We start from the raw sequence: 23,014 nt of genomic DNA, 5'->3' as shown, positions 1-23,014 counted from the left end.
ACGCGGATCCGGACCGGCCGCGGGCCCCGGGGACACAGGGGCCCGCGGTCAGGGCCGGGAGCGCTTTCCGGTGATGTCGGTGACGTCCAGCGGCGGCAGCCCCGCGGCCGAGGCCAGCAGCGCCGACCACGCCTGGACGTGCCCGGTCAGGTCGTCGGACTCCGGTGTCCAGGAGGCGCGCATCTCCACCTCGGTGGTGGCGCCCTGGTCCGCCTTGGTGCCGAAGCCCTCGGTGGTGGCACGGGTGACCGTGCCGCTCAGCGTGTGGTGCGTGGCGCCGTACGCGTCCAGGGCGTCGGTCAGCCAGCTCCAGGCGACCGGTCCGAGCAGGGGGTCGGTCGCGATCTCCGACTCCAGTTCGGAGTTGGCCTGGCAGACCACCCGGAAGGGCCCCGGCCAGTCGCGGGTGCCCTCGGGGTCGTACAGGACGATGAGTCTGCCCCAGGCGACCTCCTCTCCGTGGACGGTCACCTCGGCCGAGACCGCGGCGGAGTGGGGGGCCAGCCGCTGGGGGGCGGGGATCTCCCGGACGGTGATCTCGGGTCGCGGGAGGGGTGAGCGCAGGGCCTCGACCGCTCGCCGGAACGTCTCGTGTGCGTCCTCGGCGCTACCGGCATCGGGCATGGTGGGAACGTCAGCCTTCATTCTGGGGTGATCACGTCTGGGCGGGGGTGTGCGGACATGCTCCGCCTCTCCGCCGGGGGCGGAAAGGTGGGCACGTCAAAGACCGTGGCATGAGTCACGGGCCGCGAGTCGGAGTTCGCCCGGCGTGTCGGCGTTTTGTGATGATCTTGGGACCGGCCGGTCGCCGACGGTGCCGGTTCGCGCCCTCCCCGGCCCCGCCGCGGGTGCGCGCACGGGCGCGTCCGGGTTCGGCGATCCGAGTGGGAGCACCGGGCGGGGCATGGCACGATCGAGGGGTGACCCTGCAAGATTCTCCTTTCCTCCGCGCCTGCCGACGCCTTCCCGTGTCCCACACCCCGGTGTGGTTCATGCGCCAGGCGGGGCGCTCCCTGCCCGAGTACCGACGGGTCCGCGCCGACGTGCCGATGCTTGAGGCCTGCGCGCGCCCCGACATGATCACCGAGATCACGATGCAGCCGGTGCGCCGCTACGACGTCGACGCCGCGATCTTCTTCAGCGACATCGTCGTGCCGCTCAAGGCCATCGGCATCGACCTCGACATCAAGCCCGGCGTCGGCCCCGTGGTCGCCGACCCGATCCGCGACGCGACCGGCGTCAAGCGGCTGCGCGAGATCGAGCCCGGCGACGTGCCCTACATCACCGAGGCCGTGGGCCAGCTGGTCGGCGAGCTGGGCGACAAGCCCCTCATCGGCTTCGCGGGCGCCCCGTTCACCCTGGCCTCGTACCTCATCGAGGGCGGTCCCTCCAAGAACCACGAGCACACCAAGGCGCTCATGTACGGCGAGCCCGAACTGTGGGACGAGCTGATGCGCCGCCTGGCCACCATCTCCCTGGGCTTCCTGCGCACCCAGATCGAGGCGGGCGCCAGCGCCGTCCAGCTCTTCGACTCCTGGGTGGGCGCCCTGAGCGCCGAGGACTACCGCGCCTCGGTGCTGCCCTACACCTCGTGGATCTTCGGCCAGCTCGCCCAGCACGAGGTGCCGCGCATCCACTTCGGTGTGGGCACCGGCGAACTGCTCAGCCTGCTCAGCGAGGCCGGGGCCGACGTCGTGGGCGTGGACTGGCGCGTGCCGCTGGACAAGGCGGTCCAGCGCGTCCAGCCCGGCACCGCCCTCCAGGGCAACCTCGACCCGGCCACCCTGTTCGCGCCCTGGGAGGTCGTCGCCGAGCGCACCCGCGACATCCTGGCCCGTGGCCGCGCCGCCGACGGCCACGTCTTCAACCTGGGCCACGGCGTGCTGCCCAGCACCGACCCGGACATGCTCCAGCGGCTCACCGCGTTCGTGCACGAGGAGACCGCCGTCTAGGTTCTCTCGGGACCTCCGCTTCGCTTCGGCCCGCCCGTCGCCCGCCATCGCCCGCTGGGGCGCTGCGCGGCGGGGCGGGCTACCACCCTCAACGGACGCGAAGCGCGGTACTTTCGCTGTTCGGGTGCCCTTCGACGCGGGAATCGGGTTGAAGCGAGCACAGCGGTGTCTCCGGTGAGACGGCTCGTGCCCACACCGTCGCCCGCCACCACCCTCAACCGACGCCTACGGCGCAGCTCTCCTTGCAGTCCCACCTCCGGCACCTCCAGAACCCCGTGGGCACCCGAACCACCACCCGGAGGCTGAGGCCGATTCGAGGACGGACCCTGCCCCCGCCCGCCCCCGACACGCGGGGCCGGGCGCCGTCGGCGCGGGTTCACCCCCCGTCCCCGGGCGGCCTTCCGCCGGGCCCGGAGGACGTGCCGGGGCCTTTGTCCTTCGCGGTGTCCTCGGCGCCGCCCGAGGGGCGGCCCGGGGCCGGACGGTCGGACGCGGCGCCCACCGGGGCGGCGCCCTTCGCGGAGCCGGTCCTGCCGTCCGTGGAGGAGGCGCCCTTCGCGGACGCGCGCCGACGCGAGCGGTACCACCACAGCGGTCCCGCGCCCAGCACGGCGGCCACCACCAGGAACGGCAGCAGCCAGCCCACGACCACGGCCACGCCCCCGCCGAAGGTCACCAGCGCCCGCCAGCCGCGCTCCAGGCCGCCGAGGAAGCCGATGGAGTCCTCCGAGGGCTCCTCCAGGTAGGTCTCCGGAGGCAGCAGGGTCAGGTTCACCGTCGAGTACGCCGTCTGGTCGCGCAGCGTCTCCAACCGCGCCTGGAAGGCCTCCAGCTCCGCCTGGCGGTCCTGGATCTCGCCCTCCACCCGCAGCAGCTCGTCGACGTTCTCGGCCTCCTCCAGGTAGCCGCGCAGCGTCTCCAGGGCGGTCTCGGAGGACTCGATGCGGCTCTCGACGTCGGCCACCTCCTCGGTGACGTCCTGCACCGACCGCTCCAGGTCGGAGCGGTCGCCCAACCGCGACAGCTCCTCCAGGGCGCCCTCGTAGCCGTCGCCCGGGATGCGCAGCGTCAGCGACCCCTCGGGGGAACCGCCCCGGGGGGTCGACACCCGCTCCGAGGCGACGTAGCCGCCCGCGTCCAGGGTCAGCTCCTTGGCGAGCCCGACCGCCTCGGACACGTCCTCGACCCGTACCGACAGATCGGCGGTGTGGACCAGTTCCCGGTCGCCGATCTCCACCTCGGAGCCGACGGCCGAGCCGCCGCCCTCCTCGGCGGACTCCGGGCCCGCCTGCTCCTCGGGCAGCGCCCGGTCAGCGGACTCTGGGGCCACGGCCGCGGACTCGTTGACGGCCCCGGCGCCGCCGTCGGACATGGGGGAGGCGCAGGACGTGGCCAGGAGGGCCGCCAGGCCCACGGAGAGCACGGTCCCGGCGACACGCCGGGCCGGGGGAGGGCTGAGGTAACCATGCCCGCTTCGACGTGCTCCGCCGCGGTCCCGTTGCGGCGCCGTGGTAACGACCCGGCAACGGCGGCGTGCGGCGGCGGGGCCGCCCCGGACCGCCCGGGAAGCCGCGCGCGGACCCGACGCGGGCGCGACGCGGATCACGGGGTGTCGCGGGGGAAGGCGGATCACGGTGACCCAGGTCATCTGGGAAGCTGGGGGTATGCCTGAAGCACCGCACGTCGTCGTGGTCGGGGGCGGGGTCTCCGGACTCACCGCCGCGCACCGCCTCCGTGGTCTGGGCGCCGCCGTCACCGTGGTGGAGGCCTCCGACGCCCCCGGGGGCAAGCTGCGCGCCTCACCGGTGGCGGGGGTGTCCGTGGACGCGGGCGCCGAGGCGGTGCTCGCCCGCCGCCCCGAGGCGCTGGACCTGTTCTCCGAGCTGGGCCTGGACGACCGGGTGGTGCACCCCGGCCCCGGCGCCGCCGCCGTCTACAGCCGCGGACGGGTGCGCCCCCTGCCCAAGGGCCAGCTCATGGGCGTGCCCGGCGACCTGCGCGCGCTCGCCCGCAGCGGGGTGCTCTCCGGGGCCGGAACCCTGCGGGCCGGACTCGACCTCGTGCTCCCGCGCACGCCGGTGCGCGGCGACGTGTCCGTCGCCGACTACGTCGGGGCCCGCATGGGCCCGGAGGTCGTCGACCGCCTCGTCGAGCCCCTCCTGGGCGGCGTGTACGCGGGCCGCGCCGACCGGCTCTCCCTGGAGTCCACGCTGCCGCAGATCGCGCCCATGGCCCGCCGGAACCGCTCCCTGATGCACGCCGTTCGCACCAGCCTGCGCGGCAGGGGAGCGGCGCCCACCAAGCCCGGGCCGGTGTTCGCCTCCCTGCGCGGAGGTGTGGCCGGACTCGTCGGCGCGCTCGCCGAACGCCACGCCGACAGCCTGCGCGTGGGCTCGCCGGTGCGCGCCCTGGAACGGCTGCCCGAGGGCTGGCGGGTGCGCCTGGACAGCGGCGAACGCATCGCCTGCGACGGCGTCCTGCTCGCTTGCCCCGCCCCCGAGGCGGCCCGCCTGCTCGCCGGGCACGCCCCCGGCGCCTCCCGCGACCTCGGCGGCGTCGAGTACGCCAGCATGGCCCTGGTGACCCTGGCCCTGCCCGCGTCCGCCTTCCCCGAGCCGCTCACCGGCACGGGCTTCCTCGTCCCGGCGGGGGAGGGGCTGACCGTCAAGGCCGCCACCTTCTCCAGCAACAAGTGGCCCTGGATCGCCGAGGAGCTGGCCGCGGCCAACCCCGGCGACGACCTGGTCGTGCTGCGCTGCTCCATCGGGCGCTTCGGCGAGGAGCGGGTCCTGGAGCGCTCCGACGAGGAGTTGGCCGCGGCCGCCGTGCGCGACCTGGCCACGGTCACCGGCATGGCCGGGGCGCCGGTGCAGACCCGGGTCACCCGGTGGACCGACGGTCTGCCCCAGTACGCCGTCGGCCACGCCTCCCTCGTCGAGCGCGTGCGCGCCGACGTCGCCCGCAGTCCCGGCCTGGGGGTGTGCGGCGCGGTCTACGGCGGTGTGGGCGTCCCCGCCTGCGTCGCCAACGCCCTCCAGCAGGCAGACCTCCTGGCGGGCGCCCTCACGACGAACAGTCCCACCGGCGGCGACGAGGCCGCCGGAACGAACCAGCAAGGAGTCAACCCGTGACGGGCCAGCACAACGAAGCCGTCGAGCAGGACGGCAGCGACCTCAACTCCCTCATCCGCTACACCATGTGGTCGGTCTTCAAGGTCGGGGCCCTGGACGGGATCGACCGCGCCGCCGCGGCCGACGAACTGGCCACGCTCCTGGACAAGGCCGCCGAGCAGGGTGTGACCACCCGCGGCAGCTACGACGTCCAGGGATTCCGCGCCGACGCCGACATCATGTTCTGGTGGGTGGCCGACTCCCCCGAGCAGGTCCAGGACGTCTACACGGCCTTCCGTCGCACGCGGATCGGCCGGGTGAGCACCCCGGTGTGGTCGGTCGTGGGCCTGCACCGCCCCGCCGAGTTCAACCGCGGCCACGTGCCCGCGTTCCTGGCCGGGGAGGAGCCGCGCGAGCACCTGTGCGTGTACCCGTTCGTGCGCTCCTATGAGTGGTACCTGCTGCCCGACGACGAGCGCCGCGCGCTGCTCGCCGAGCACGGCCGCATGGCCGCCCCCTACCCGGACGTGCGCGCCAACACGGTGTCCTCGTTCGGGCTCAACGACTACGAGTGGCTGCTCGCCTTCGAGGCCGACGACCTGCACCGCATCGTGGACCTGATGCGCCACCTGCGCGGCGCCAAGGCCCGCCTGCACACCCGCGAGGAGGTGCCGTTCTACACCGGTCGCCGCAAGAGCGTCGCCGAGCTGGTCGAGTCCCTGCCGTAGACGGCCACAACGCGAACGGGGGCGCCCCGGGGAGGGAACTCCTCCCCGGGGCGCCCCCGCGCGTGTACGTCAGTCCTGCGCCGCGGCGGCCCGCCGCACGGCCAGGACGTAGAACGGGATGGTGACGATGAAGCCCAGCACGGCGGCGCTCATCAGGTAGATGAGCGTCTGGCCCGCGGGCAGGCCCATGCCCCACACGGCCATGAGGGCGACCCCGACGGCCAGGATGCCCAGCACCGCGTGGGCCTTGCGCCCGCGCGGCTTGGGGTACTCCATCCGGCTCACCATCAGCCAGGAGATGAGCAGCACCGCCGTCACCCCCGCCACCAGCGGCGGGTCCAGCAGGACCACCGTCACCACGGCCATGGCGCCGAACGGGCACGGCAGCCCGGTGAAGTAGCTGGCGCCCGGGGCCTGGCAGGAGAACCGGGCCAGGCGCACGATGACCGCGAGCAGCACGGCCCCGCCCGCCGCGACCGGCAGCAGGTCCGGGCCCTCGGTCCGCATGCCCCACACGACGAAGAAGAACGCGGGCGCGAACCCGAAGCTGATCACGTCGGCCAGGTTGTCCAGCTCCGCGCCCATGCCGCTGCCGCCCAGCTTGCGGGCGACCCGGCCGTCGAGCACGTCCAGGGCGGCCGCGACCAGCATCAGGCCCACGACCGTGGCCATGGCCGTGCGCGGCAGCGGTCCGGCGATCCCGGCCGCCTCCTGCGCGGACTGGGCCACCACCAGCGCCCACACCGCCAGGAAGCCGCACAGGGCGTTGCCGAGCGTCAGGTAGTCGGCCACGCCCAGGCGCAGTCTGGGAGCCTCCTGCGGAACGGTGGAGGCGGCCCCGTCGGCCGCCACGGCGTTCTCAGTCGGCGTCAAGGCGGGTTTCTCCGGCCCGGACCTTCTGGCCGACCTCCACCGCCGGGGCGATCCCGGACGGAAGGTAGACGTCGACCCTGGACCCGAACCGGATGAGACCGATCCTCTCCCCTTGCTCGACCTTCTGCCCCGCAGCGAGATACGGGACGATACGCCTGACCATCGCGCCGGCGATTTGAACGACCGTGATCGCACCGATCTCGGTTTCAAGGGTCCAGATGACGCGCTCATTACGCTCGCTGTCCTTGTCGAATGCGGGGCGGAAGCCGCCGGGTCGGTGCTCGACGCCTGTCACCACGCCGGCGAGGGGGGCACGGTTGACGTGCACGTTGAGGGGGTTCATGAACACCGCGACCCTGGTCCGCCCGTCGGGCTGGGGGTCGAGGCTCTGCACGACGCCGTCCGCCGCGGACAGCACCCGTCCGGTCGCCGGGCCGCGCTCGGGGTCCCGGAAGAACCAGGTCATCCCCGCCGCGAGCCCGACCACCGGGACGGCGAGCGCAGTGCGGGCCCGCGAGCCCCGGGCGGCCAGGACAGCGGCTCCGGCGGCTCCCAGCGCGGGCAGCAGCCACGGGGCCGAACCCTGTGCCATGCCCAGGCGCGGACGCGCCGCGGGGCGGTGGGAGACGGATGAGAGTGGTGAGTCGTCGGTCATCGAGCGCTTTCGTCGCGGGTCTGTCGGTTCGCCCGCACATAGGTTGCCGCTGCGGGGGTCGGCCCGGGGCTCCCGGGCCGGCTGGCGGAGGGGCCGGATGTGACCGGCCCCGCGCGCCGCGCCCCGCGGGCCGGTGGGGGACCGGCCGTTGGTGCGCTGAATGCGATTATTCCTGATTCCGCCGAGAACGGGTCGCGGGTGCGCGCCGCCGTCCCCGGGCGGTCCCGGTCCCGCCGTCCGGCACCAGGATCGTACGGCAACCTACTCGGTCGGCTCCAGGGTGAGGGCGACGGAGTTGATGCAGTACCGGTCGTCGGTGGGGGTGGCGTACCCCTCGCCGTGGAAGACGTGGCCCAGGTGTGAGTCGCATGTGGCGCACCGCACCTCGGTGCGCACCATGCCCAGGGAGCGGTCCTCGTGCAGGACCACCGCGTCGGAGTCGGCCGGGTCGTAGAAGCTGGGCCATCCGCAGTGGGACTCGAACTTCTCGCCGGAACGGAACAGTTCGGCGCCGCAGCCGCGGCAGCGGTAGACCCCCGCGGTCGTGGTGTCCACGTACTCCCCGGTCCACGGGCGCTCGGTGGCGGCCTCGCGCAGTACCGCGTACTCCTGGGAGTTGAGCCGTTCGCGCCATTCCTGGTCGGTCCGGGGGATGTCCTTGGGCCCGCTGCCGTTGTCCTGGGCCTGGTCCGCTGAGTCAGCCATGGGACGACGCTACCCCGAATCGGCTCCGGATGCCGCCTCAGCACCCTTCGTGCCGCAAACACTCACATATGACATTCGGGACAGGAAAACCGTCCCAAACGGCCAGACCCTCCTAACTTCGGCCTATGCGACGTTCGGTAGCCGAAGGCGAGGGTACGGCTGTAGCCAGGGTCAGTGGTCGAACAGTGCACTTGAGGCAGGTGACATGACCGTTACAACGCATCAGGCACTCGGAGTGAACAGGCGACCGCTGCGCGTGGGCAGGATCCGGTACGGACTGTGGTGGCTCGACCAGAACACCACGGGCGCGCGGTCCCTTCTGAGGACCGTCGCCGACGGAGCGGCCACCACCGGCCGTGAGCTGCGCTGGGCCGCCGAGCTCAGCGTCCGCTCCACGGCCGTGCGGGCCGATCGCGCCCGGCCCGAACCCTGGAGCGAACGCGCGCTGCTGCTCGCCGCCGCGGCCGTCGCCGTGTGCGCGCTGGCGGTCGCGCTCCTCCTGGGGTTCGGCATGGCACGGTGGGCCATGACCGCGTCGGACTCCCTGCCCTTCGCCGCCGCCGGTGCGCTGGCGGTGGGACTCGTCCTCCTGCCGTTGGCGTACCTGGTGTTCGCCTCCAAGCGAGGCGGTCGCTGAAGCCGGTCCGAGAAGGGGGGAGGGGCGCCGGGGCGGCGTCCCTCCCCCCGCTCTCGGGAGTCAGGGCTTTCGGGGGCTCGGGGGGCGTGCGGCGCTGCCCCGGAGACGGGCGGGCCGCGCGGTCGGGGACCAGGACCCGGCTCAGGCGTCGAAGTCGTACCGCAGCACGTAGGCCGAGCCGTCCATGGTGATCTCGTTGAACTCCACCGGCCGGTGGTCGGCGGTCAGCGCGGTGCGCGCCACCTCCAGCACCGGGGTTCCGGGGGCGAGTTCCAGCACCTCGCTCTCCTCGGGGGTGGGCATGCGCACCCGGATCTCCTCGGTGAAGTGCGCCGGGGCGTGCCCCAGTTCGGCCAGGCGCGCGTAGATGCCCCCCGGCCCGCTGTCGTGGTCCCGTACGCGCCGGGCCGACGGCTCCCCGCCGTCCCCCAGCACGTCCAGGGGCAGGTGCGAGACGGCCTGCTGCACCGGACGCCCGTCCACGAGGTAGCGGCGCGAGCGCCGCACCACCCCGGCCCCCTCGGCCAGGCCCAGCGCGCGCGCCACGTGCGCGGCGGGCGCCGGCTCGTCCACGCGCAGGCTGTCCACCTCGTACCCGCGGTCCTCGCTGTCGACCTGCCAGATCGCGCGCCCGCTGCCCCACAGGTCCTGGGACAGCCGCCGGGCGCCGTGTCTTCGCAGGGGCCGGAACAGGCGGACGTAGATGCCCGAGCCGCGCACGGCCACGGCCAGGCCCTCGTTGATCAGTACGGAGAGCGCCTGCCTCGCGGTGGCCCGTGCGACGCCGTGGCGTTCCATGAGGGTGTTCTCCCCGGGCAGGCGGTCGCCGTCGGCGTACCGTCCGGAGCGGATCTGTTCGCGTAGTTCCTCGGCTATTCCGCGATAGACCGGAGGGGATCCGTTTTCGGACGTCGGCACCACGTTCATCCTCTCGGCCGGGGGGCCAAGCCGGTAAGCCCCGTCAATGCGGTGTGTCCTGGGTCCAGCAGCGGTGTTCCCACTGGAGGGCACACCTCGGGTATGTCCGGTTGCGGGATGGTTCATGCGTGGTTGTGAGGCGGCCGAAACCGAGCGGTTACCCGTGTGTCCTCCGCAGACGCCCTATTCCCTGACGTAACGCGCGAACAGGCTCCCCTCCGCCTCCAGCAGGTGCGCCATCCGCACGGGCGTGCTCCGCGCGCCGGTGGTGCGCTCCGGCGCTCCGGGAGCGTCCGGTCCCCCCGCCACGATGCGCGGCGGCCCCGACCCCAGCAGGTGCGGGCTCAGGGTCAGGCACAGCTCGTCCAGCAGCCCCGCCGCCACGAACTCCGCCAGCAGGCGCGGGCCGCCCTCGGTCAGTACGCGGTACAGTCCGCGCTCGGCCAGGGCGTCCACGATGTGCGCGGGCGCCACCGAGTCCCCCTCGACCACCACGAGGTCGGCGCGCGCGGCCACCTCGCGGCGCCTGTCCCGGGGGGCGCCGCTCGTGGTGAACACCAGCGTGCGCGCGTGCGGCGGCGCTTCGGTGAGCAGGTCGGCGGGCAGGTCGAGGGAGCGGGAGACCACCGCCACGGCCGGTGTCCGGGCCCGTCCCTCGCGCAGCCCCTCCCACGCCCTGCGGACGCGGACCGGCCCGTACCCCTCCACGCGCGCCGTGGCCGCGCCCACCAGCACCACGTCGCACAGGGCGCGCAGCGCGCCCATGATCCTGCGGTCGGGCGCCGAGGACAGGTCCCTGCTGCGCCCCGAGGGGCCCACGGCGCCGCCGTCGGCGCTGGCCACCATGTTGGCGCGCACCCAGGGGCGGTCCAGATCAGCGGGGTAGGCGTAGGCGGCGGCCGGGTCCGCGTCCGCGCAGCCGGGGACGGGCAGCAGCTGCCGGAACGCGATGGGGGCGGCGGGGGCGTCCGCGCCGGTGTGTGTACTCGACATGGTCACCCAGAGTAGGCGGTGGCCCGGGGCACCCCGAGGAGGGGGGCGCGGGCCCCCCTGCCCAGCCTTTTTCACCCAGCATCTCCAACGCGCCGCGCCGCCACCAGAGCGGATCCTTTCCTGTGGACGACCGGGACGCCGCGTGCGCGGCGGCGGGCCCCGGCCGAACCGGCTTTTCCGTTGCCCCCGTTGGTGTCCTCGTGCGTCTTCGCGTTCCACCGGCCGCCCACGCCGACGGGCCCCGGCCGCTCCCGCCGGGGAGCTTCCGGGGCCCGTGTGCCCGGTCCCTCAGGACCGGGGGGACGGCGTGTGCTTGTGCGACACCCGGCGCAGCAGCAGCAGCGCCCGGTCGATCACCCGCACCGGACCGGAGGCCGCCACGAACGGCCGTCCCTCCACGTCCGGCTCGGCGGTGTCCAGCACGGTCTCCCAGGCCATACCGTACTCGGTGCCCGGAACGGTGAAGTCCACCGTCTCCGGGCCGCTGTTGAGCAGCAGCAGGAACGAACTGTCCCGGATCCGCCGACCGCGCGGGTCGGGCTCGGTGATGGCGTCCCCGTTGAGGAACACGCCCAGGGCCTGGCCGGTGGAGTTCCAGTCGTCGCCGGTCATCTTCTTTCCGTTCGGGCGCAGCCACACGATGTCGGGCAGCCCCCTCTTGCCGGCCTTGGCGCCGCCCACCGGGCTGCCCCGGAAGAACCGGCGGCGCCGGAACACCGGGTGGTCGCGGCGCAGCCGCGCCAGCCCGCGCACGTAGTCCAGCAGGTCGTTGTCGGGCTCCTCGTCCTCGCCGAGCCCGGCGCCCTTCCAGTCGATCCAGGCGATCTCGTTGTCCTGGCAGTAGGCGTTGTTGTTGCCGTTCTGGGTGCGTCCCACCTCGTCGCCGTGGGAGAGCATCACCACCCCCTGCGACAGGTACAGGGTGGTGAGGAAGTTGCGCACCTGGCGGCGGCGCAGCGTGATGATCTCGGGGTCCTCGGTGGGCCCCTCCACACCGTGGTTCCAGGACCGGTTGTCGTCGGTGCCGTCCCGGTTGTCCTCGCCGTTGGCCTCGTTGTGCTTGCGGTCGTAGGACACCAGGTCGGCCATGGTGAAGCCGTCGTGGCAGGTGATGAAGTTGATGGAGGCCACCGGTCGGCGGCCGTCGTCCTGGTACAGGTCGCTGGACCCGGCCAGGCGCGAGGCCAGCTCGCCCACCACGGGCTCGCCCCGCCAGTAGTCGCGCACGGTGTCGCGGTACTTGCCGTTCCACTCGGTCCACAGCGGCGGGAAGTTGCCCACCTGGTAGCCGCCCGGGCCCACGTCCCAGGGTTCGGCGATCAGCTTGACCTGCGAGATCACCGGGTCCTGCTGGACGATGTCGAAGAACGTGCTCAGCCGGTCCACGTCGTGGAACTCGCGGGCCAGGGCCGAGGCGAGGTCGAAGCGGAACCCGTCCACGTGCATCTCCAGGACCCAGTACCGCAGCGAGTCCATGATCAGCTGCAACGAGTGCGGATGGCGCACGTTCAGGCTGTTGCCGCAGCCGGTGTAGTCGAGGTAGTAGCGCTGGTCCTCGTCGCTGACCCGGTAGTAGCTGAGGTTGTCGATGCCGCGCAGCGACAGCGTGGGCCCCATGTGGTCGCCCTCGGCGGTGTGGTTGTACACCACGTCGAGCAGCACCTCGATGCCCGCCTCGTGCAGCGACTTGACCATCGCCTTGAACTCCTGGACCTGCTGCCCGCGCGAGCCGCGCGCCGCGTACCCGCTGTGCGGGGCCAGGAAGGCCAGGGTGTTGTACCCCCAGTAGTTGGTCAGCCCCCGGGCCACCATGGCGTGCTCGGGCACGAAGTGGTGCACGGGCATGAGCTCGACCGCGGTCACCCCCAGCGAGGTGAGGTAGTCGATCATCACCGGGTGGGCCAGTCCCGAGTAGGTGCCCCGCTGGTGTTCGGGGATGCCCGGGTGGCGCATGGTGAGCCCGCGTACGTGCGCCTCGTAGATCACCGTGCGGTGGTAGGGCGTACGGGGCCTGGACTCGTTTCCCCAGTCGAAGAACGGGCTGACCACCACGCACTTGGGCACGTAGGGCGCGCTGTCCTTGGTGTTCCTGCGCTCCGGCGAGGCGAAGTGGTAGCTGAACAGGGATTCGTGCCAGGTGAGGTTGCCGTTCAGCGCCTTCGCGTAGGGGTCGGTGAGCAGTTTGTTCGGATTGCACCGCAGCCCCTGCTCCGGGGCGTAGGGCCCGTGGACGCGGTACCCGTACTGCTGTCCCGGTCCGACGCCGGGAAGGTAACCGTGCCAGACGAAACCGTCGTACTCGGTCAGTGGTATACGCGTCTCCTCACCGTCGTCGTCGAACAGGCACAGGTCCACCTGTTCGGCGGCCTCGGAGAAGAGGGAGAAATTGGTGCCGGACCCGTCGTAGGTCGCACCGAGCGGATAGGAACTACCTGGCCAGACTTCCACCATAGGCGTCGTCAGTCTCTTGGATTCGGGGCCTTCGGAAGGGGCTGTTCGGGCCCGCGCGCCTCCGGCTGTTCCTGGAGGGTCTGCGCGGGCCCGCTCCCCGTCCGAAAGCAGGCGGTCGTGGTCTGTGACGACTTCTTTGTTCCGCTCCGGACGCCGAAGTATGCCGACCTGGCCGATGATCATTCATCGGCCGTCCCTCTTGCGGGTTTTTGTGGGAATTATCAGGGTTAAGAGTGGTAATCGGGATTTATGAGGTTAAGAAAGGGTGTCCGCGTGCTCTCCGCGCGCCTCTGGTTCCCCTCGTGCCCAGCGCGTTCCGGGGCCGGTACGACCGGGGCCGTGCGGGGGCGCACGGGCCCGGCCCCCACCGGTGCTCGCCGCATCCGCGGCAGAGCGTCCCCGGGCCCCCGTACGGAGGAGGGCGGCGCGCCCCCGGCCCCCTCCGCGCGGCGGGGGCGCGCCCCCGGCCTCACCGGCTCGGGCGGGCCCGGTCCAGGATCAGCTCGGTGTCCACCCCTCTGGGCAGGGTGCCGAACACGTGCCCCCACTCGCCACCCAGACGCGAGGCGGTGAACGCCTCGGCGACCGGGGTGGGCGCGTGGCGCAGCAGCACCGACGCCTGCAGGACCAGCGCCATCAGCTCCACGACCGTCCGCGCCCGGTACTGCGCCTCCTCCGGGTCGCCCAGGGCCTGCTCCAACCGCTTGACCGCCGCGTCGTAGTGGTCGTCCACGCCCGCGGCCGCGCGCAGCTCGGCCAGGAAGGCCTCCAGCGACTCGGGGCTGCGGCCCATCGCGCGCAGCACGTCCAGCGCCGCCACGTTGCCCGAGCCCTCCCAGACGGAGTTGAGCGGGGAGTCCCGGAACAGCCGGGGCATCCCCGACTCCTCCACGTACCCGTTGCCGCCCAGGCACTCCAGCGCCTCGGCGGCGTGCGCGGGCTGGCGCTTGGTCACCCAGAACTTGCCCACGGCCACCCCCAGGCGGCGGAAGGCCGCCTCGGTCTCGTCCCCGCGCACCGCGCGGTCCACGGCACCGGCCAGACGGGTCATCAGCGCCGTCGCCGCCTCCGACTCCAGTGCCAGGTCGGCGAGCACGTTGCGCATCAGCGGCTGCTCGACCAGCACCCCGCCGAAGGCGCTGCGGTGCTCGGCGTGGTGCAGGGCGTGCACCACCGCGGCGCGCATGCCCGCGGCCGAGCCGATCACGCAGTCCAGCCGGGTGCTGTTGACCATCTCGATGATGGTGGGCACGCCCCTGCCCGGCTCACCGACCAGATGGGCGACGGCACCGTCGTACTCCAGCTCCGCCGACGCGTTGGAGCGGTTGCCCAGCTTGTCCTTGAGCCGTTGGATGTGCAGCGCGTTGCGGCCGCCGTCCTCCAGCACCCGGGGCACCAGGAAGCAGCTCAGCCCCTCGGGCGCCTGCGCCAGGGTGAGGAAGAAGTCGCTCATCGGCGCCGAGGTGAACCACTTGTGCCCGGTCAGCACGTGGTGCCCCTCGGCGGTGGGGACCGCGCGGGTGGTGTTGGCGCGCACGTCCGAGCCGCCCTGCTTCTCGGTCATCGACATGCCCGCGAGGAGCCCGCGCTTGGTGTGCGGCGCCCGCAGCCCGAAGTCGTAGACGGGCGCGGTGAGCAGAGGCTCGTACCGCCGCGCCAGTTCGGGGGAGTGGCGCAGGGCCGGGACCGCCGCGTAGGTCATCGACACCGGGCACCCGTGACCAGCCTCGGGCTGGGACCACAGGAAGAACTTGGCGGCGCGGGCCACGTGCGCGCCCGGACGCCCGTCCGCCCACGGCGCGGCGTGCATGCCGTGCTCCACCGCCTGGTCCATGAGCACGTGGTAGGCGGGCTGGTAGTCGACCTCATCCACCCGGTGGCCGTAGCGGTCGTGGGTGCGCAGCACCGGCGGGTAGGCGTTGGCGGACTCGCCCCAGGCGCGGACCCGCTCCGAACCGGCCGCGTCGCCGACCTCGCGCACCTCGGCCTCGGCCCATCCGGCGCCCTCGCGCCGCAGGCCCTCCACGAGCGCCGGGTCCTCGGCCGCCGCGTAGTCGCCGAGCGGGGGCGCCTGGTTGAACACCTCGTGTGTGGGGGGCACGGCGGCCACCTCTTTTCGTTGCTGGTCGCGGGCGGTCGGAGTGCGGGAATCCTATCCCCGCAGGGGACACCGAACAGAATCAGGTTCGGTCACGCTTGGGTCCCGGGTCGATGGCCGCTCTCGGGGACGACGGGTCCGGCCGTGGCGCCTCCGCCCGGTCACGGCCAGAGCAGGCCGCGTTCCCAGGACGCGTCGACCCCCGGACGGGTGTAGCGCAGGCGCGTGTGGCGGCGGTCCCGGTCGGCCTGCCAGAACTCCACCTCGGCCGGGCGGACCAGGTACAGGCCCCAGTCCTCGGCAACCAGCTCCGGGTCGCGCTCCAGCCGCTCCCGGCTCTCCCGCGCCACGCGGTCGACGTCCGCGAGATCGTCCAGGGGCTCGCTCTGTCTGCCGTGCAGACCGGCCACCCTCGACTCCAGCGGCCGCGCCAGGTAGTCCGCGGCGCACCGCTCCGGCGCGGCCAGCTCCGCCCGCCCGCGCACCCGCACCTGGCGGCCCTGCCCGATCCAGTGGAACAACAGCGCCACCGCCGGGTTGCGGGCCAGCTCCCGTCCCTTGCGCGAGCCGGTCGTGGTGGCGAACCACCAGCCCTCGGGCGTGAAGTCCTTCATGATGACCACGCGGGCCGACGGAGCCCCCTCTCCGTCCACGGTCGTGACCGTCATCGCGTGCGGCTCGGCCACACCGCTCTCGACCGCCTCGGAGAACCACTCCAGGAACAGCTCCGCCGGGTCCTCGGGCGCCGCTCCGGGGTCGAACTCCGGCAGCACCCCCGAGAACACCGGCAGCCCCCGCAGCAGGTCCCGGACACCGCTGCGCACCGCACTCCGTTCCTCCGACACGGACACCCCCACGACTCCTCGGTCGGTCGGCGCGCGTTCGCGGCGCCCACCTCCGATTCTTCTGGGCCGCGGTCGCGCGGACAAGCCACTTTCCGAGGTTGTGGACAACCGCGTGCGGCCCTCTCGGGAGGCGCGGCGGGGGAGGGCCGGAAGGCGGCCGGTTCCCGTCGTCGGGCCGGTTCCCGCGTTCGCCCCGCCCGGCGGCGATCCCGCCCGCGACAACGCGAACGGGCGGCCCGCCCGGCGGACCGCCCGTTCGCCCCTTCCGTCCCGCGCGCCCTGTCCCGCGTCGTCTGCCCTGGGCCGCCTTGTCCGCCCGTACGCCCCCACGGCGCGGACGCCGGGCACCGCAGCCCGTCGGTGCTCCCGCCTCGACCGGCAGCGCTCCGCGCCTCAGCGGAAGCTGGTCGCGTGCCGCGACGCCACCGCCGCGTCGTAGCGGTCCAGCACCACCCCGGCCATCTCGGGCACGTCCCCCAGCGCCTCGGACACCGCGTACGCACCCGCCTCCAGCGACCGGGCGCGCACCCGGTCGGCGAAGAACCCCGGCGCCAGCAGGTAGGTGGCCACGGCCACCCGCGACGCCCCCCGCTCGCGCAGGGCGGCCACCGCCTCCCCCGGACCGGGGGAGGCCGCGGACGCGTAGGCCGCCACGACCTCCCGCCAGGGGCCGCGTCCGGCCAGCTCGGCGGCCATCGCCGCCACGGTCGCGTTCGCCCCGGGGTCGCTGGAACCGGCCGAGGCCAGCACCAGGGCCGTGTCGGGGTCGGGGCGCACCCCCGCCTCGTCCAGGCGCCGCTCCACCGCCTCCGTCAGCAGCGGGTGCGGGCCCAGGGTGTCGGCGTAGCGCACCCGCAGCCACGGGCTGCGCCCGCGCGCGTCCGCCAGCACCTTCGGCAGGTCCACCTTGCTGTGGTAGGCCGCCGTCAGCAGCGCCGGCAGCACCACCGCCTCACCCGCCCCGCGCGCGGCCAGCTCCTCCAGCGCGTCCCGCGCGGAGGGCGCCACGTGGTCCAGGTAGGACACGCGCACGTCGAGCTCCGGCCGCAGCGCCCGCACCCGCTCGAACACCGCCGACACGGCCCGCGCCGACCTCGGGTCGGCGCTGCCGTGCGCCACCGCCAGCAGGGGCACGCCCCCGCCCCGGCCTCCGCCGCCGCGCGCACCGGTTCCGTCCGCCGTCATGGCCGTCCTCCTCCTCGCCTCCGAGCACCGCCGCCGCCCCCGGCCCCGCCCAACCCCGGCGGAGCCGCGGCCGGGCCGCACGGCCCGGCCGCCGAGGGCGCACTCACACGTGGATTCCGCACTCGGTCTTGCCCGTGCCGGACCACCGGCCGCTGCGCGGGTCCTCGCCCGGCGCCACCCGCCGCGTGCACGGCTCGCAGCCGATCGAGGGGTAGCCGTCGTACTGGAGCGGGTTCACGATGACCCCGTTCTCGGCCATGTAGGCGTCCACCTGGTCCTGGGTCCAGCGGGCGATCGGGTTGACCTTGGTCATCCGCCGGCGCCGGTCCCACTGCACGATCGGGGTGTCGCGGCGGGTCGCCGAGTCCTCCCGGCGCAGGCCGGTCAGCCACGCGGCGTAGGGCTCCAGGGCCCGCTGGAGGGGCTCCACCTTGCGCAGGTGGCAGCAGATGCCGGGGTCGCGCCCGTGCAGGCGCGGGCCCAGGGCCAGGTCCTGCTCGGCCACCGTGCGGGTGGGCTCGACGTTGATGAGGTTGATGTCGTACACGGAGGCCACGGCGTCACGCGTGCCGATGGTCTCGGGGAAGTGGTAGCCGGTGTCCAGGAAGATGACGTCGATCCCCGGCACCGTCCGGGAGACCAGGTCCACCATGAGCGCGTCGGCCATGGACGAGGTCATGCACAGCTGGTCGCCGAAGGTCTCGGCGGCCCAGGAGATGATCTCCGAGGCGGAGGCCTCCTCCAGTTCGCGCGCGGCCCGCTCGGCGAGCTCGGGACCGCCCAGGGGGGTGATGGTGGTGGAGTTCATGAGTTCCCTTCCGTCGGTCTGGAGGGGGCGCCTCCCGCGGAGAAGGACGCGGAGCGCAACCCGACGTACTTGACCCGAAACACCCGGGCACAGGACAGGCAGGCCCAGGGGTAGCCCTCTCCCTTGACGGCGGCGCCCTCCTCGGGCACGAGGTCCTCGTCGCCGCAGTAGGGGCAGTAGTGGGGCGCGGCCCTCTCGGACATGGCGCACCTCTTCCTCTCGCTCGGGTCTTCCAGGTCGTTTCGCGGCCGTGGACCGGGCCGGTCCGCACGCGGACCGGCCCCGGTGCCGCGGCCGGGCGGCCGCGGCGGTCCCGACCGCCCGGACGAACTACTTCAGGTCGGCGTCCTCGGCCCGGCCGACCCAGGAGGCGAACGACTCGCCGTCCTCCTTCTGGTCCTGGAACCGGCGCACCACCCGCTCGACGTAGTCGGGCAGCTCGTCGGCGGTGGCCTTGAGTCCGCGGATCTTCTTGCCGAAGGACTGGGTCAGCCCCATGCCGCCGCCCAGGTGGATCTGGTAGCCCTCGACCTGCTCGCCCTCGGAGTTCATGACGAGCTGGCCCTTGAGGCCGATGTCGGCGACCTGGATGCGCGCGCACGAGTTCGGGCAGCCGTTGACGTTGATGGTCAGCGGCTCCTCGAAGTCGGGCAGCCGCTTCTCCAGCTCGTCGATCAGGGTGGCCGCGCGGTCCTTGGTCTCCACGATCGCCAGCTTGCAGAACTCGATGCCGGTGCAGGCCATCGTCTGGCGGCGGAACACGCTCGGGTTGACCTGGAGCCCCTCCGTCTCCAGGGCGGAGGTGATCGAGGCGATCCGGTCCTCCTCCACGTCGAGGATGACCAGCTTCTGGTCGGCGGTGGTGCGGACGCGGTCCGAACCGTGCTCCTCGGCGATGTCGGCGACGCGCAGCAGCGCGGTGCCCGAAACCCGGCCCACCTTGGGCGCGAAGCCCACGTAGAACCTGCCGTCCTTCTGGCGGTGCACGCCCACGTGGTCGCGGCGCAGGCCCGAGTCCAGTTCGACGGCGGGGCCGTCGGGCAGGGCGTAGCCCAGGTACTCCTTCTCCAGGACGTCGCGGAACTTCTCCGCGCCCCAGTCCTTGATGAGGAACTTGATCCGGGCGCGGGTGCGCAGGCGCCGGTAGCCGTAGTCGCGGAAGATCCCGCAGACCCCGGCCCACACCTCGCTCACCTGGTCCGGGCGCACGAACGTGCCCAGGCGCTGGGCGAACATCGGGTTCGTGGACAGGCCGCCGCCGACGAACAGGTCGTAGCCCGCCTCGCCCGCCTCGTTGCGCACGCCCGCGAACGCCACGTCGTTGATCTCGTGGTTGACGCAGTGCACCGTGCACCCCGACACCGAGGTCTTGAACTTGCGAGGCAGGTTGGAGTACAGCTCGCTGCCGATGTGGTCCTCGTAGATCTCGCGGATCGCGGGACCGGCGTCGATGACCTCCTCCTCGGCGACCCCGGCCAGCGGACAGCCCAGGATGACGCGCGGGGTGTCGCCGCAGGCCTCCATGGTGGACAGGCCCACCGACTCCAGCTTCTCCCAGATCGCCGGGACGTCCTCCACCCGGATCCAGTGGTACTGGACGTTCTGGCGGTCGGTGATGTCGGCGGTGTCGCGCCCGTAGTCGCGGGAGATCTCGGCGACCGCGCGCAGCTGGGCGACCGTCAGCTGCCCCCCGTCGATGCGCACCCGCAGCATGAAGTAGCGGTCGTCGAGTTCCTCGGGCTCCAGGACGGCCGTCTTGCCGCCGTCGATACCCGGCGCGCGCTGGGTGTACAGGCCGAACCAGCGGAACCGTCCGCGCAGGTCGGCGGGGTCGATCGAGTCGAACCCGCCCTTGGAGTAGATGTTGATGATCCGATCGCGGACGTTGAGCCCGTCGTCGTTCTTCTTGTTCTCCTCGTTCTTGTTCAGCGGCTCGTGGTAGCCGAGGGCCCACTGGCCCTCACCACGGCGGCGGCGCGGCTTGGCCGCGGTCGCTGTCCTGCCGGGCTGCGCGGAAGAGGGAGGCATCGCGGGTGTCTCCGATGAGGTGTCGCGGGGTGCTCACAGCCCCGGCGTCCACACCGCACGCCCGCGTCGCCGCACATCGTCGTGCTGGCGATCGGGAGGGATCCGCGTGTGGGATAAGGAGAAGAGGCAGGGCGCCGGTGCCGCGCGCACCCCTGGGGTGCGTCAAAGGGCGGTGGGATTAACCGACGCTGCAACAGATGGCGCTGCCGACCCGCAGGAAGTCCACGTGACGGCGCACGTAGAGCATGGGGTCCAGAGCAGCGATCATGTAATGAGAATGTCACGGGCGTCGAGGCTTTGTCCAGACGGGGTCTGACCGCCCCCGAGTGAGTCACGTCACTAGGTCCGTGCGCCCGTGGCGCGGGACGGCTCCCGAGGAGCGCTAACGTTTCCTCCGTGGCGGGTTTCTGGGAGCGGCTGTGGTACGCCGTGGACGGGTGGCTGAGACGTCATGCCCGCCTGCGCAGCGGGATGCTCCTCGTCCTGCGCACGGTTCGGGCCTTCGCGCGCGACCGGGTCGTCGGGCTGGCCGCCGAGTCGGCCTTCTTCACCCTCATCTCGCTGCCCGCGCTCATGCTGGGCCTCCTGGGCGCCCTGGGCCCGCTGACCGTCGTGCTCGGCGAGGACTTCGTCGAGGAGATCCGGCTGTGGATTTTGGACCTGACCGCGCGGGTGCTGACCCCGGACACCGTGGACAGCGTGGTCGAGCCGCTCGTGGACGACTTCCTCGGGGGAGTCCCGGGCGGGGTCCTGTCGGTGACGTTCCTGGTGTCGCTGTGGTCGGGGTCGCGGGCGATGAACGTCTTCATCCGCTCGATCACGATCTCCTACGGCCTGGACGAACTGCGCGGCTGGGTGCGCCAGCGGGTCCTGGCCTTCGTCGCCTACCTGGGCGGGCTGCTGTTCGCCATCCTCCTGCTGCCGGTCCTGGTGGCAGGGCCGGACCTGGTCAACCGGTTGCTGCCCATGACCGTGGGGCGGCTCAACCTGTTCTACTGGCCGACCGTCGCCCTGCTCGCCGTCGCCGCGGTCACCCTGCTCTACGCCCTGAGCGTGCCGGTGCGCACCCCGCTGTGGCGCCACCTGCCGGGGGCGCTGCTGGCCGCACTGGTGCTGATCACGGGTTCGGTGGCGCTGCGGGTCTACCTGGACGCCTCCTTCGGCCAGGTGACCATCTACGGTTCCCTGGCCGCGCCGATCGCCATCCTGGCCTGGCTGTTCGTGATGGCGATCGCCGTGCTGGTGGGATCGTCCTTCAACGCCGAGATCGACGCGATGTGGCCCATGCCGCGCACCGCCGCCGCCCGGGCGGAGATCGCCAACCGGGACTTCGAGCGGGCCAACCGGCTCGTCCAGCGCCGGGAGAAGGCGTTCATCGACACGATCGTGGAGAGCAACGGGCACTGACCGGTTCCGGTCGGCGGTCGCGCTTCGGCGTCCGAAAAGCCCGGAAAGTCCTGTGCCGCCGGTAGTTTTGTCGTGCCGACGGGCGGGAGGCGGCGATCCCGCCGCACCCGAGCCCGGACGGCGCCGCCCGTGAGAGGCCGTCCCCCATGACCGTTCCCCCACCGGACGCCGTTCCCCCGCAGGACGAGGGCGATCAGGACTCCGTGCCCGTCACCGTCGAGACCGTGCTCGGCGGATCGAAGACCATGTTCTACGGCTCGTTCGGCCCGCCCGTACTGATGCTCACGCACACCCTGCACATGTACCTGAGGGGCGGCAGCGAGATCTACTTCGGGCTCTTCGTCATGCTGCTGTCGGCCCTGGTCCTGATGCCCCTCCTGTACATGCGCTCCCTTCCGGGGATGATCGAACGGCGGCGGCAGCCGGTGAAGTCGCCGCTGATGGAGGGCATCCTGCTCGGCACGCTGTGGGCCGCTGGCGTGGTCTACCTCGTCGTCGCGGTCGGGGACCACCTCTACGAGGTCCTTCCGTGGCCCCTGCTGGCGCTGAACCTGGTCGCCCTCGTCCCACCGGCCCTCGGCACTGAGGCCTTCGTGCGCGAACGGCGGTGGCGCTCGTGAGGGCGTCGTTCCTACTGGTCCAAGGGGCAGGGCTCGGCCTGGTGGCGTGCACCGCGATCGCCGGATGGGTGGGGACCACCGGCGACCCCGTTCCGGTGGCCGCCGGGATCTTCCTCGCCTTCCTGCTCCTCTTCCCGGTCGGGCTCTGGGCGGGTACCGATGCGGAGCTGACCTCCGGCGAGCTCCACCGGGTGCACAACACGCGGCATCCGTTCCGCACGACGCGTCTGTGGTGCTTCTTGATCGTCGGCAACGGGTTGCTCGCGCTGTTCTTGATCCTCTCCAACGCCGTGTGGACACTGGTGCCGTTGTTGCTGGTGGCCTGTACGGCGGGCGTGCTCTCCCTCTCCGCTGGCAGACGCGAACGCCAACAGCTGCGTGAGGCGCTCGCCCGGCCCGAACTCACCGGTCCCAAGGTCATCGGTATCCGGAGCCCGGAGCAGGTGCCGCCGGGCTGGAGCCCGGTGCTGGTCCACCGCATCGACCGCGGGATGTTCGACATGCTCGTCGACTACCGGATCCTCGTGGACGGCGACCGGGTCGGCACGCTCGGCCCCGGCCAGACCCTCGTGCTCGGCCTCCCTCCGGGCCCGCACAGCGTCCAGGGCGGCCTCGGCAGACTCACCAACACCCCCGTCCCCTTCACGGTGGAACCCGACGCCGCGGTCCACTTCACGGTCGAACCGGCCAGTCCGGACCGCCGGGCCAACGCCGACCGGCGCTCGCGCCCCGGCGAGTACTTCCGCCTCGTCCGGGTTCCGCCCCGGTGAGGCCCTGAGCTGCTACGCGTGCGACCGGTGGGAACCAGGTGGCCAGATCCGGCCATTTTCGGTGTGAACTAAATATCTTCCCCAGGTGTCCACTCCATGGTGACGGCGATGCCCACGGCACCAGCCGCATCCCATGTTCGGGTGAGTCTCCAGGTCACGGAGGGGAGGGCGGGACAACTGTCCCAGGTGCACCGGTCCGTGCGCGCGGCGTCGACGCATGGCCGGAATAGG

Annotated in this window: 22 protein-coding genes; 7 read left to right on the top strand and 15 right to left on the bottom strand. The window is 72.7% G+C overall.

Translation table 11 applies throughout. The annotated features are described in order from the left end of the window. Positions 1 to 48: 48 nt before the first annotated feature. The gene (locus NDAS_RS13970; protein ID WP_013153850.1) at positions 49 to 624 is read right to left on the bottom strand and encodes a DUF3000 domain-containing protein; all 576 of its coding nucleotides are present in this window, start codon (positions 622 to 624) and stop codon (positions 49 to 51) included. 302 nt (positions 625 to 926) lie between these two features. On the opposite strand from NDAS_RS13970, the gene hemE reads away from it, so the two are divergent. After that, on the top strand, positions 927 to 1,952 hold the full coding sequence (gene hemE / locus NDAS_RS13965) for a uroporphyrinogen decarboxylase (RefSeq protein WP_071623235.1): 1,026 nt from the start codon (positions 927 to 929) through the stop codon (positions 1,950 to 1,952). Positions 1,953 to 2,328: 376 nt separating this feature from the next. On the opposite strand, the gene NDAS_RS13960 is transcribed toward hemE, so the two are convergent. Beyond that, the gene (locus NDAS_RS13960; RefSeq protein WP_041552770.1) at positions 2,329 to 3,375 is read right to left on the bottom strand and encodes a DUF4349 domain-containing protein; all 1,047 of its coding nucleotides are present in this window, start codon (positions 3,373 to 3,375) and stop codon (positions 2,329 to 2,331) included. A gap of 241 nt (positions 3,376 to 3,616) precedes the next feature. Here NDAS_RS13960 and hemG point away from each other — a divergent pair, with 241 nt between their 5' ends. Both hemG and hemQ read left to right on the top strand, forming a co-directional pair. Continuing rightward, the gene (gene hemG / locus NDAS_RS13955) at positions 3,617 to 5,083 is read left to right on the top strand and encodes a protoporphyrinogen oxidase (RefSeq protein ID WP_013153847.1); all 1,467 of its coding nucleotides are present in this window, start codon (positions 3,617 to 3,619) and stop codon (positions 5,081 to 5,083) included. Continuing rightward, positions 5,080 to 5,790 carry a hydrogen peroxide-dependent heme synthase gene (hemQ, locus tag NDAS_RS13950; protein WP_013153846.1) on the top strand — a complete coding sequence of 237 codons (711 nt, stop codon included), beginning with the start codon at positions 5,080 to 5,082 and terminating at the stop codon, positions 5,788 to 5,790. Before hemG ends, hemQ begins: the two co-directional genes overlap by 4 nt. Positions 5,791 to 5,859: 69 nt before the next feature. Here hemQ and NDAS_RS13945 read toward each other — a convergent pair whose 3' ends face one another. The 3 genes from NDAS_RS13945 to msrB all read right to left on the bottom strand — a co-directional run bounded on the left by NDAS_RS13945 (position 5,860) and on the right by msrB (position 8,023). After that, positions 5,860 to 6,663 (bottom strand): CDP-alcohol phosphatidyltransferase family protein, encoded by an 804-nt coding sequence (locus NDAS_RS13945; RefSeq protein ID WP_013153845.1) that lies wholly within the window; start codon positions 6,661 to 6,663, stop codon positions 5,860 to 5,862. Next, positions 6,650 to 7,318, bottom strand: a complete 669-nt coding sequence (locus tag NDAS_RS13940) for a phosphatidylserine decarboxylase (RefSeq protein WP_013153844.1) — start codon at positions 7,316 to 7,318, stop codon at positions 6,650 to 6,652. Before NDAS_RS13940 ends, NDAS_RS13945 begins: the two co-directional genes overlap by 14 nt. 261 nt (positions 7,319 to 7,579) lie before the next feature. Next, positions 7,580 to 8,023 carry a peptide-methionine (R)-S-oxide reductase MsrB gene (msrB, locus tag NDAS_RS13935; protein WP_013153843.1) on the bottom strand — a complete coding sequence of 148 codons (444 nt, stop codon included), beginning with the start codon at positions 8,021 to 8,023 and terminating at the stop codon, positions 7,580 to 7,582. 205 nt (positions 8,024 to 8,228) lie between these two features. Between msrB and NDAS_RS13930 the strand changes: the two genes are divergently transcribed. Further along, on the top strand, positions 8,229 to 8,660 hold the full coding sequence (locus NDAS_RS13930; RefSeq protein WP_013153842.1) for a hypothetical protein: 432 nt from the start codon (positions 8,229 to 8,231) through the stop codon (positions 8,658 to 8,660). Between the two features lie 141 nt (positions 8,661 to 8,801). On the opposite strand, the gene NDAS_RS13925 is transcribed toward NDAS_RS13930, so the two are convergent. The 10 genes from NDAS_RS13925 to NDAS_RS29655 all read right to left on the bottom strand — a co-directional run bounded on the left by NDAS_RS13925 (position 8,802) and on the right by NDAS_RS29655 (position 20,254). Continuing rightward, complete coding sequence (locus NDAS_RS13925; protein WP_041552769.1) at positions 8,802 to 9,587, bottom strand: GntR family transcriptional regulator; 786 nt, start codon at positions 9,585 to 9,587, stop codon at positions 8,802 to 8,804. A 174-nt stretch (positions 9,588 to 9,761) separates the two neighbouring features. Next, a complete protein-coding gene (locus tag NDAS_RS13920) occupies positions 9,762 to 10,571 on the bottom strand; it encodes a dihydrofolate reductase family protein (RefSeq protein WP_013153840.1) in 810 nt (269 codons plus the stop codon). A gap of 288 nt (positions 10,572 to 10,859) precedes the next feature. After that, the gene (gene glgX / locus NDAS_RS13915) at positions 10,860 to 13,022 is read right to left on the bottom strand and encodes a glycogen debranching protein GlgX (protein ID WP_013153839.1); all 2,163 of its coding nucleotides are present in this window, start codon (positions 13,020 to 13,022) and stop codon (positions 10,860 to 10,862) included. A 469-nt stretch (positions 13,023 to 13,491) separates the two neighbouring features. Beyond that, the gene (locus tag NDAS_RS13910; protein WP_013153838.1) at positions 13,492 to 15,123 is read right to left on the bottom strand and encodes an acyl-CoA dehydrogenase family protein; all 1,632 of its coding nucleotides are present in this window, start codon (positions 15,121 to 15,123) and stop codon (positions 13,492 to 13,494) included. 158 nt (positions 15,124 to 15,281) lie between these two features. Continuing rightward, on the bottom strand, positions 15,282 to 15,971 hold the full coding sequence (locus tag NDAS_RS13905; RefSeq protein ID WP_013153837.1) for a pyridoxine/pyridoxamine 5'-phosphate oxidase: 690 nt from the start codon (positions 15,969 to 15,971) through the stop codon (positions 15,282 to 15,284). Positions 15,972 to 16,358: 387 nt separating this feature from the next. Then, the gene (locus NDAS_RS13900) at positions 16,359 to 17,150 is read right to left on the bottom strand and encodes a sirohydrochlorin chelatase (RefSeq protein ID WP_013153836.1); all 792 of its coding nucleotides are present in this window, start codon (positions 17,148 to 17,150) and stop codon (positions 16,359 to 16,361) included. Positions 17,151 to 17,253: 103 nt separating this feature from the next. Next, positions 17,254 to 17,958, bottom strand: a complete 705-nt coding sequence (locus NDAS_RS13895) for a phosphoadenylyl-sulfate reductase (protein WP_013153835.1) — start codon at positions 17,956 to 17,958, stop codon at positions 17,254 to 17,256. Continuing rightward, positions 17,955 to 18,161 carry a hypothetical protein gene (locus NDAS_RS13890; protein ID WP_013153834.1) on the bottom strand — a complete coding sequence of 69 codons (207 nt, stop codon included), beginning with the start codon at positions 18,159 to 18,161 and terminating at the stop codon, positions 17,955 to 17,957. Before NDAS_RS13890 ends, NDAS_RS13895 begins: the two co-directional genes overlap by 4 nt. A gap of 127 nt (positions 18,162 to 18,288) precedes the next feature. Then, the gene (locus NDAS_RS13885) at positions 18,289 to 19,986 is read right to left on the bottom strand and encodes a nitrite/sulfite reductase (protein WP_013153833.1); all 1,698 of its coding nucleotides are present in this window, start codon (positions 19,984 to 19,986) and stop codon (positions 18,289 to 18,291) included. Between the two features lie 178 nt (positions 19,987 to 20,164). Beyond that, the gene (locus NDAS_RS29655; protein WP_017564358.1) at positions 20,165 to 20,254 is read right to left on the bottom strand and encodes a putative leader peptide; all 90 of its coding nucleotides are present in this window, start codon (positions 20,252 to 20,254) and stop codon (positions 20,165 to 20,167) included. Between the two features lie 128 nt (positions 20,255 to 20,382). On the opposite strand from NDAS_RS29655, the gene NDAS_RS13880 reads away from it, so the two are divergent. The 3 genes from NDAS_RS13880 to NDAS_RS13870 all read left to right on the top strand — a co-directional run bounded on the left by NDAS_RS13880 (position 20,383) and on the right by NDAS_RS13870 (position 22,783). Further along, complete coding sequence (locus NDAS_RS13880) at positions 20,383 to 21,393, top strand: YihY/virulence factor BrkB family protein (RefSeq protein ID WP_013153832.1); 1,011 nt, start codon at positions 20,383 to 20,385, stop codon at positions 21,391 to 21,393. Positions 21,394 to 21,539: 146 nt separating this feature from the next. Beyond that, entirely contained in the window at positions 21,540 to 22,013 is a 474-nt protein-coding gene (locus NDAS_RS13875; protein WP_013153831.1) for a hypothetical protein, read from the top strand. Further along, complete coding sequence (locus tag NDAS_RS13870) at positions 22,010 to 22,783, top strand: hypothetical protein (protein WP_232051678.1); 774 nt, start codon at positions 22,010 to 22,012, stop codon at positions 22,781 to 22,783. The genes NDAS_RS13875 and NDAS_RS13870 overlap by 4 nt, the downstream gene beginning before the upstream one ends. Positions 22,784 to 23,014 lie beyond the last annotated feature (231 nt).

It is taken from the genome of Nocardiopsis dassonvillei subsp. dassonvillei DSM 43111 (assembly GCF_000092985.1).
GTDB classification, from domain to species: Bacteria; Actinomycetota; Actinomycetes; order Streptosporangiales; family Streptosporangiaceae; genus Nocardiopsis; species Nocardiopsis dassonvillei.
Note: the sequence above shows the minus strand (reverse complement) of the source record. Positions and strands in the feature narration are given on the sequence as shown.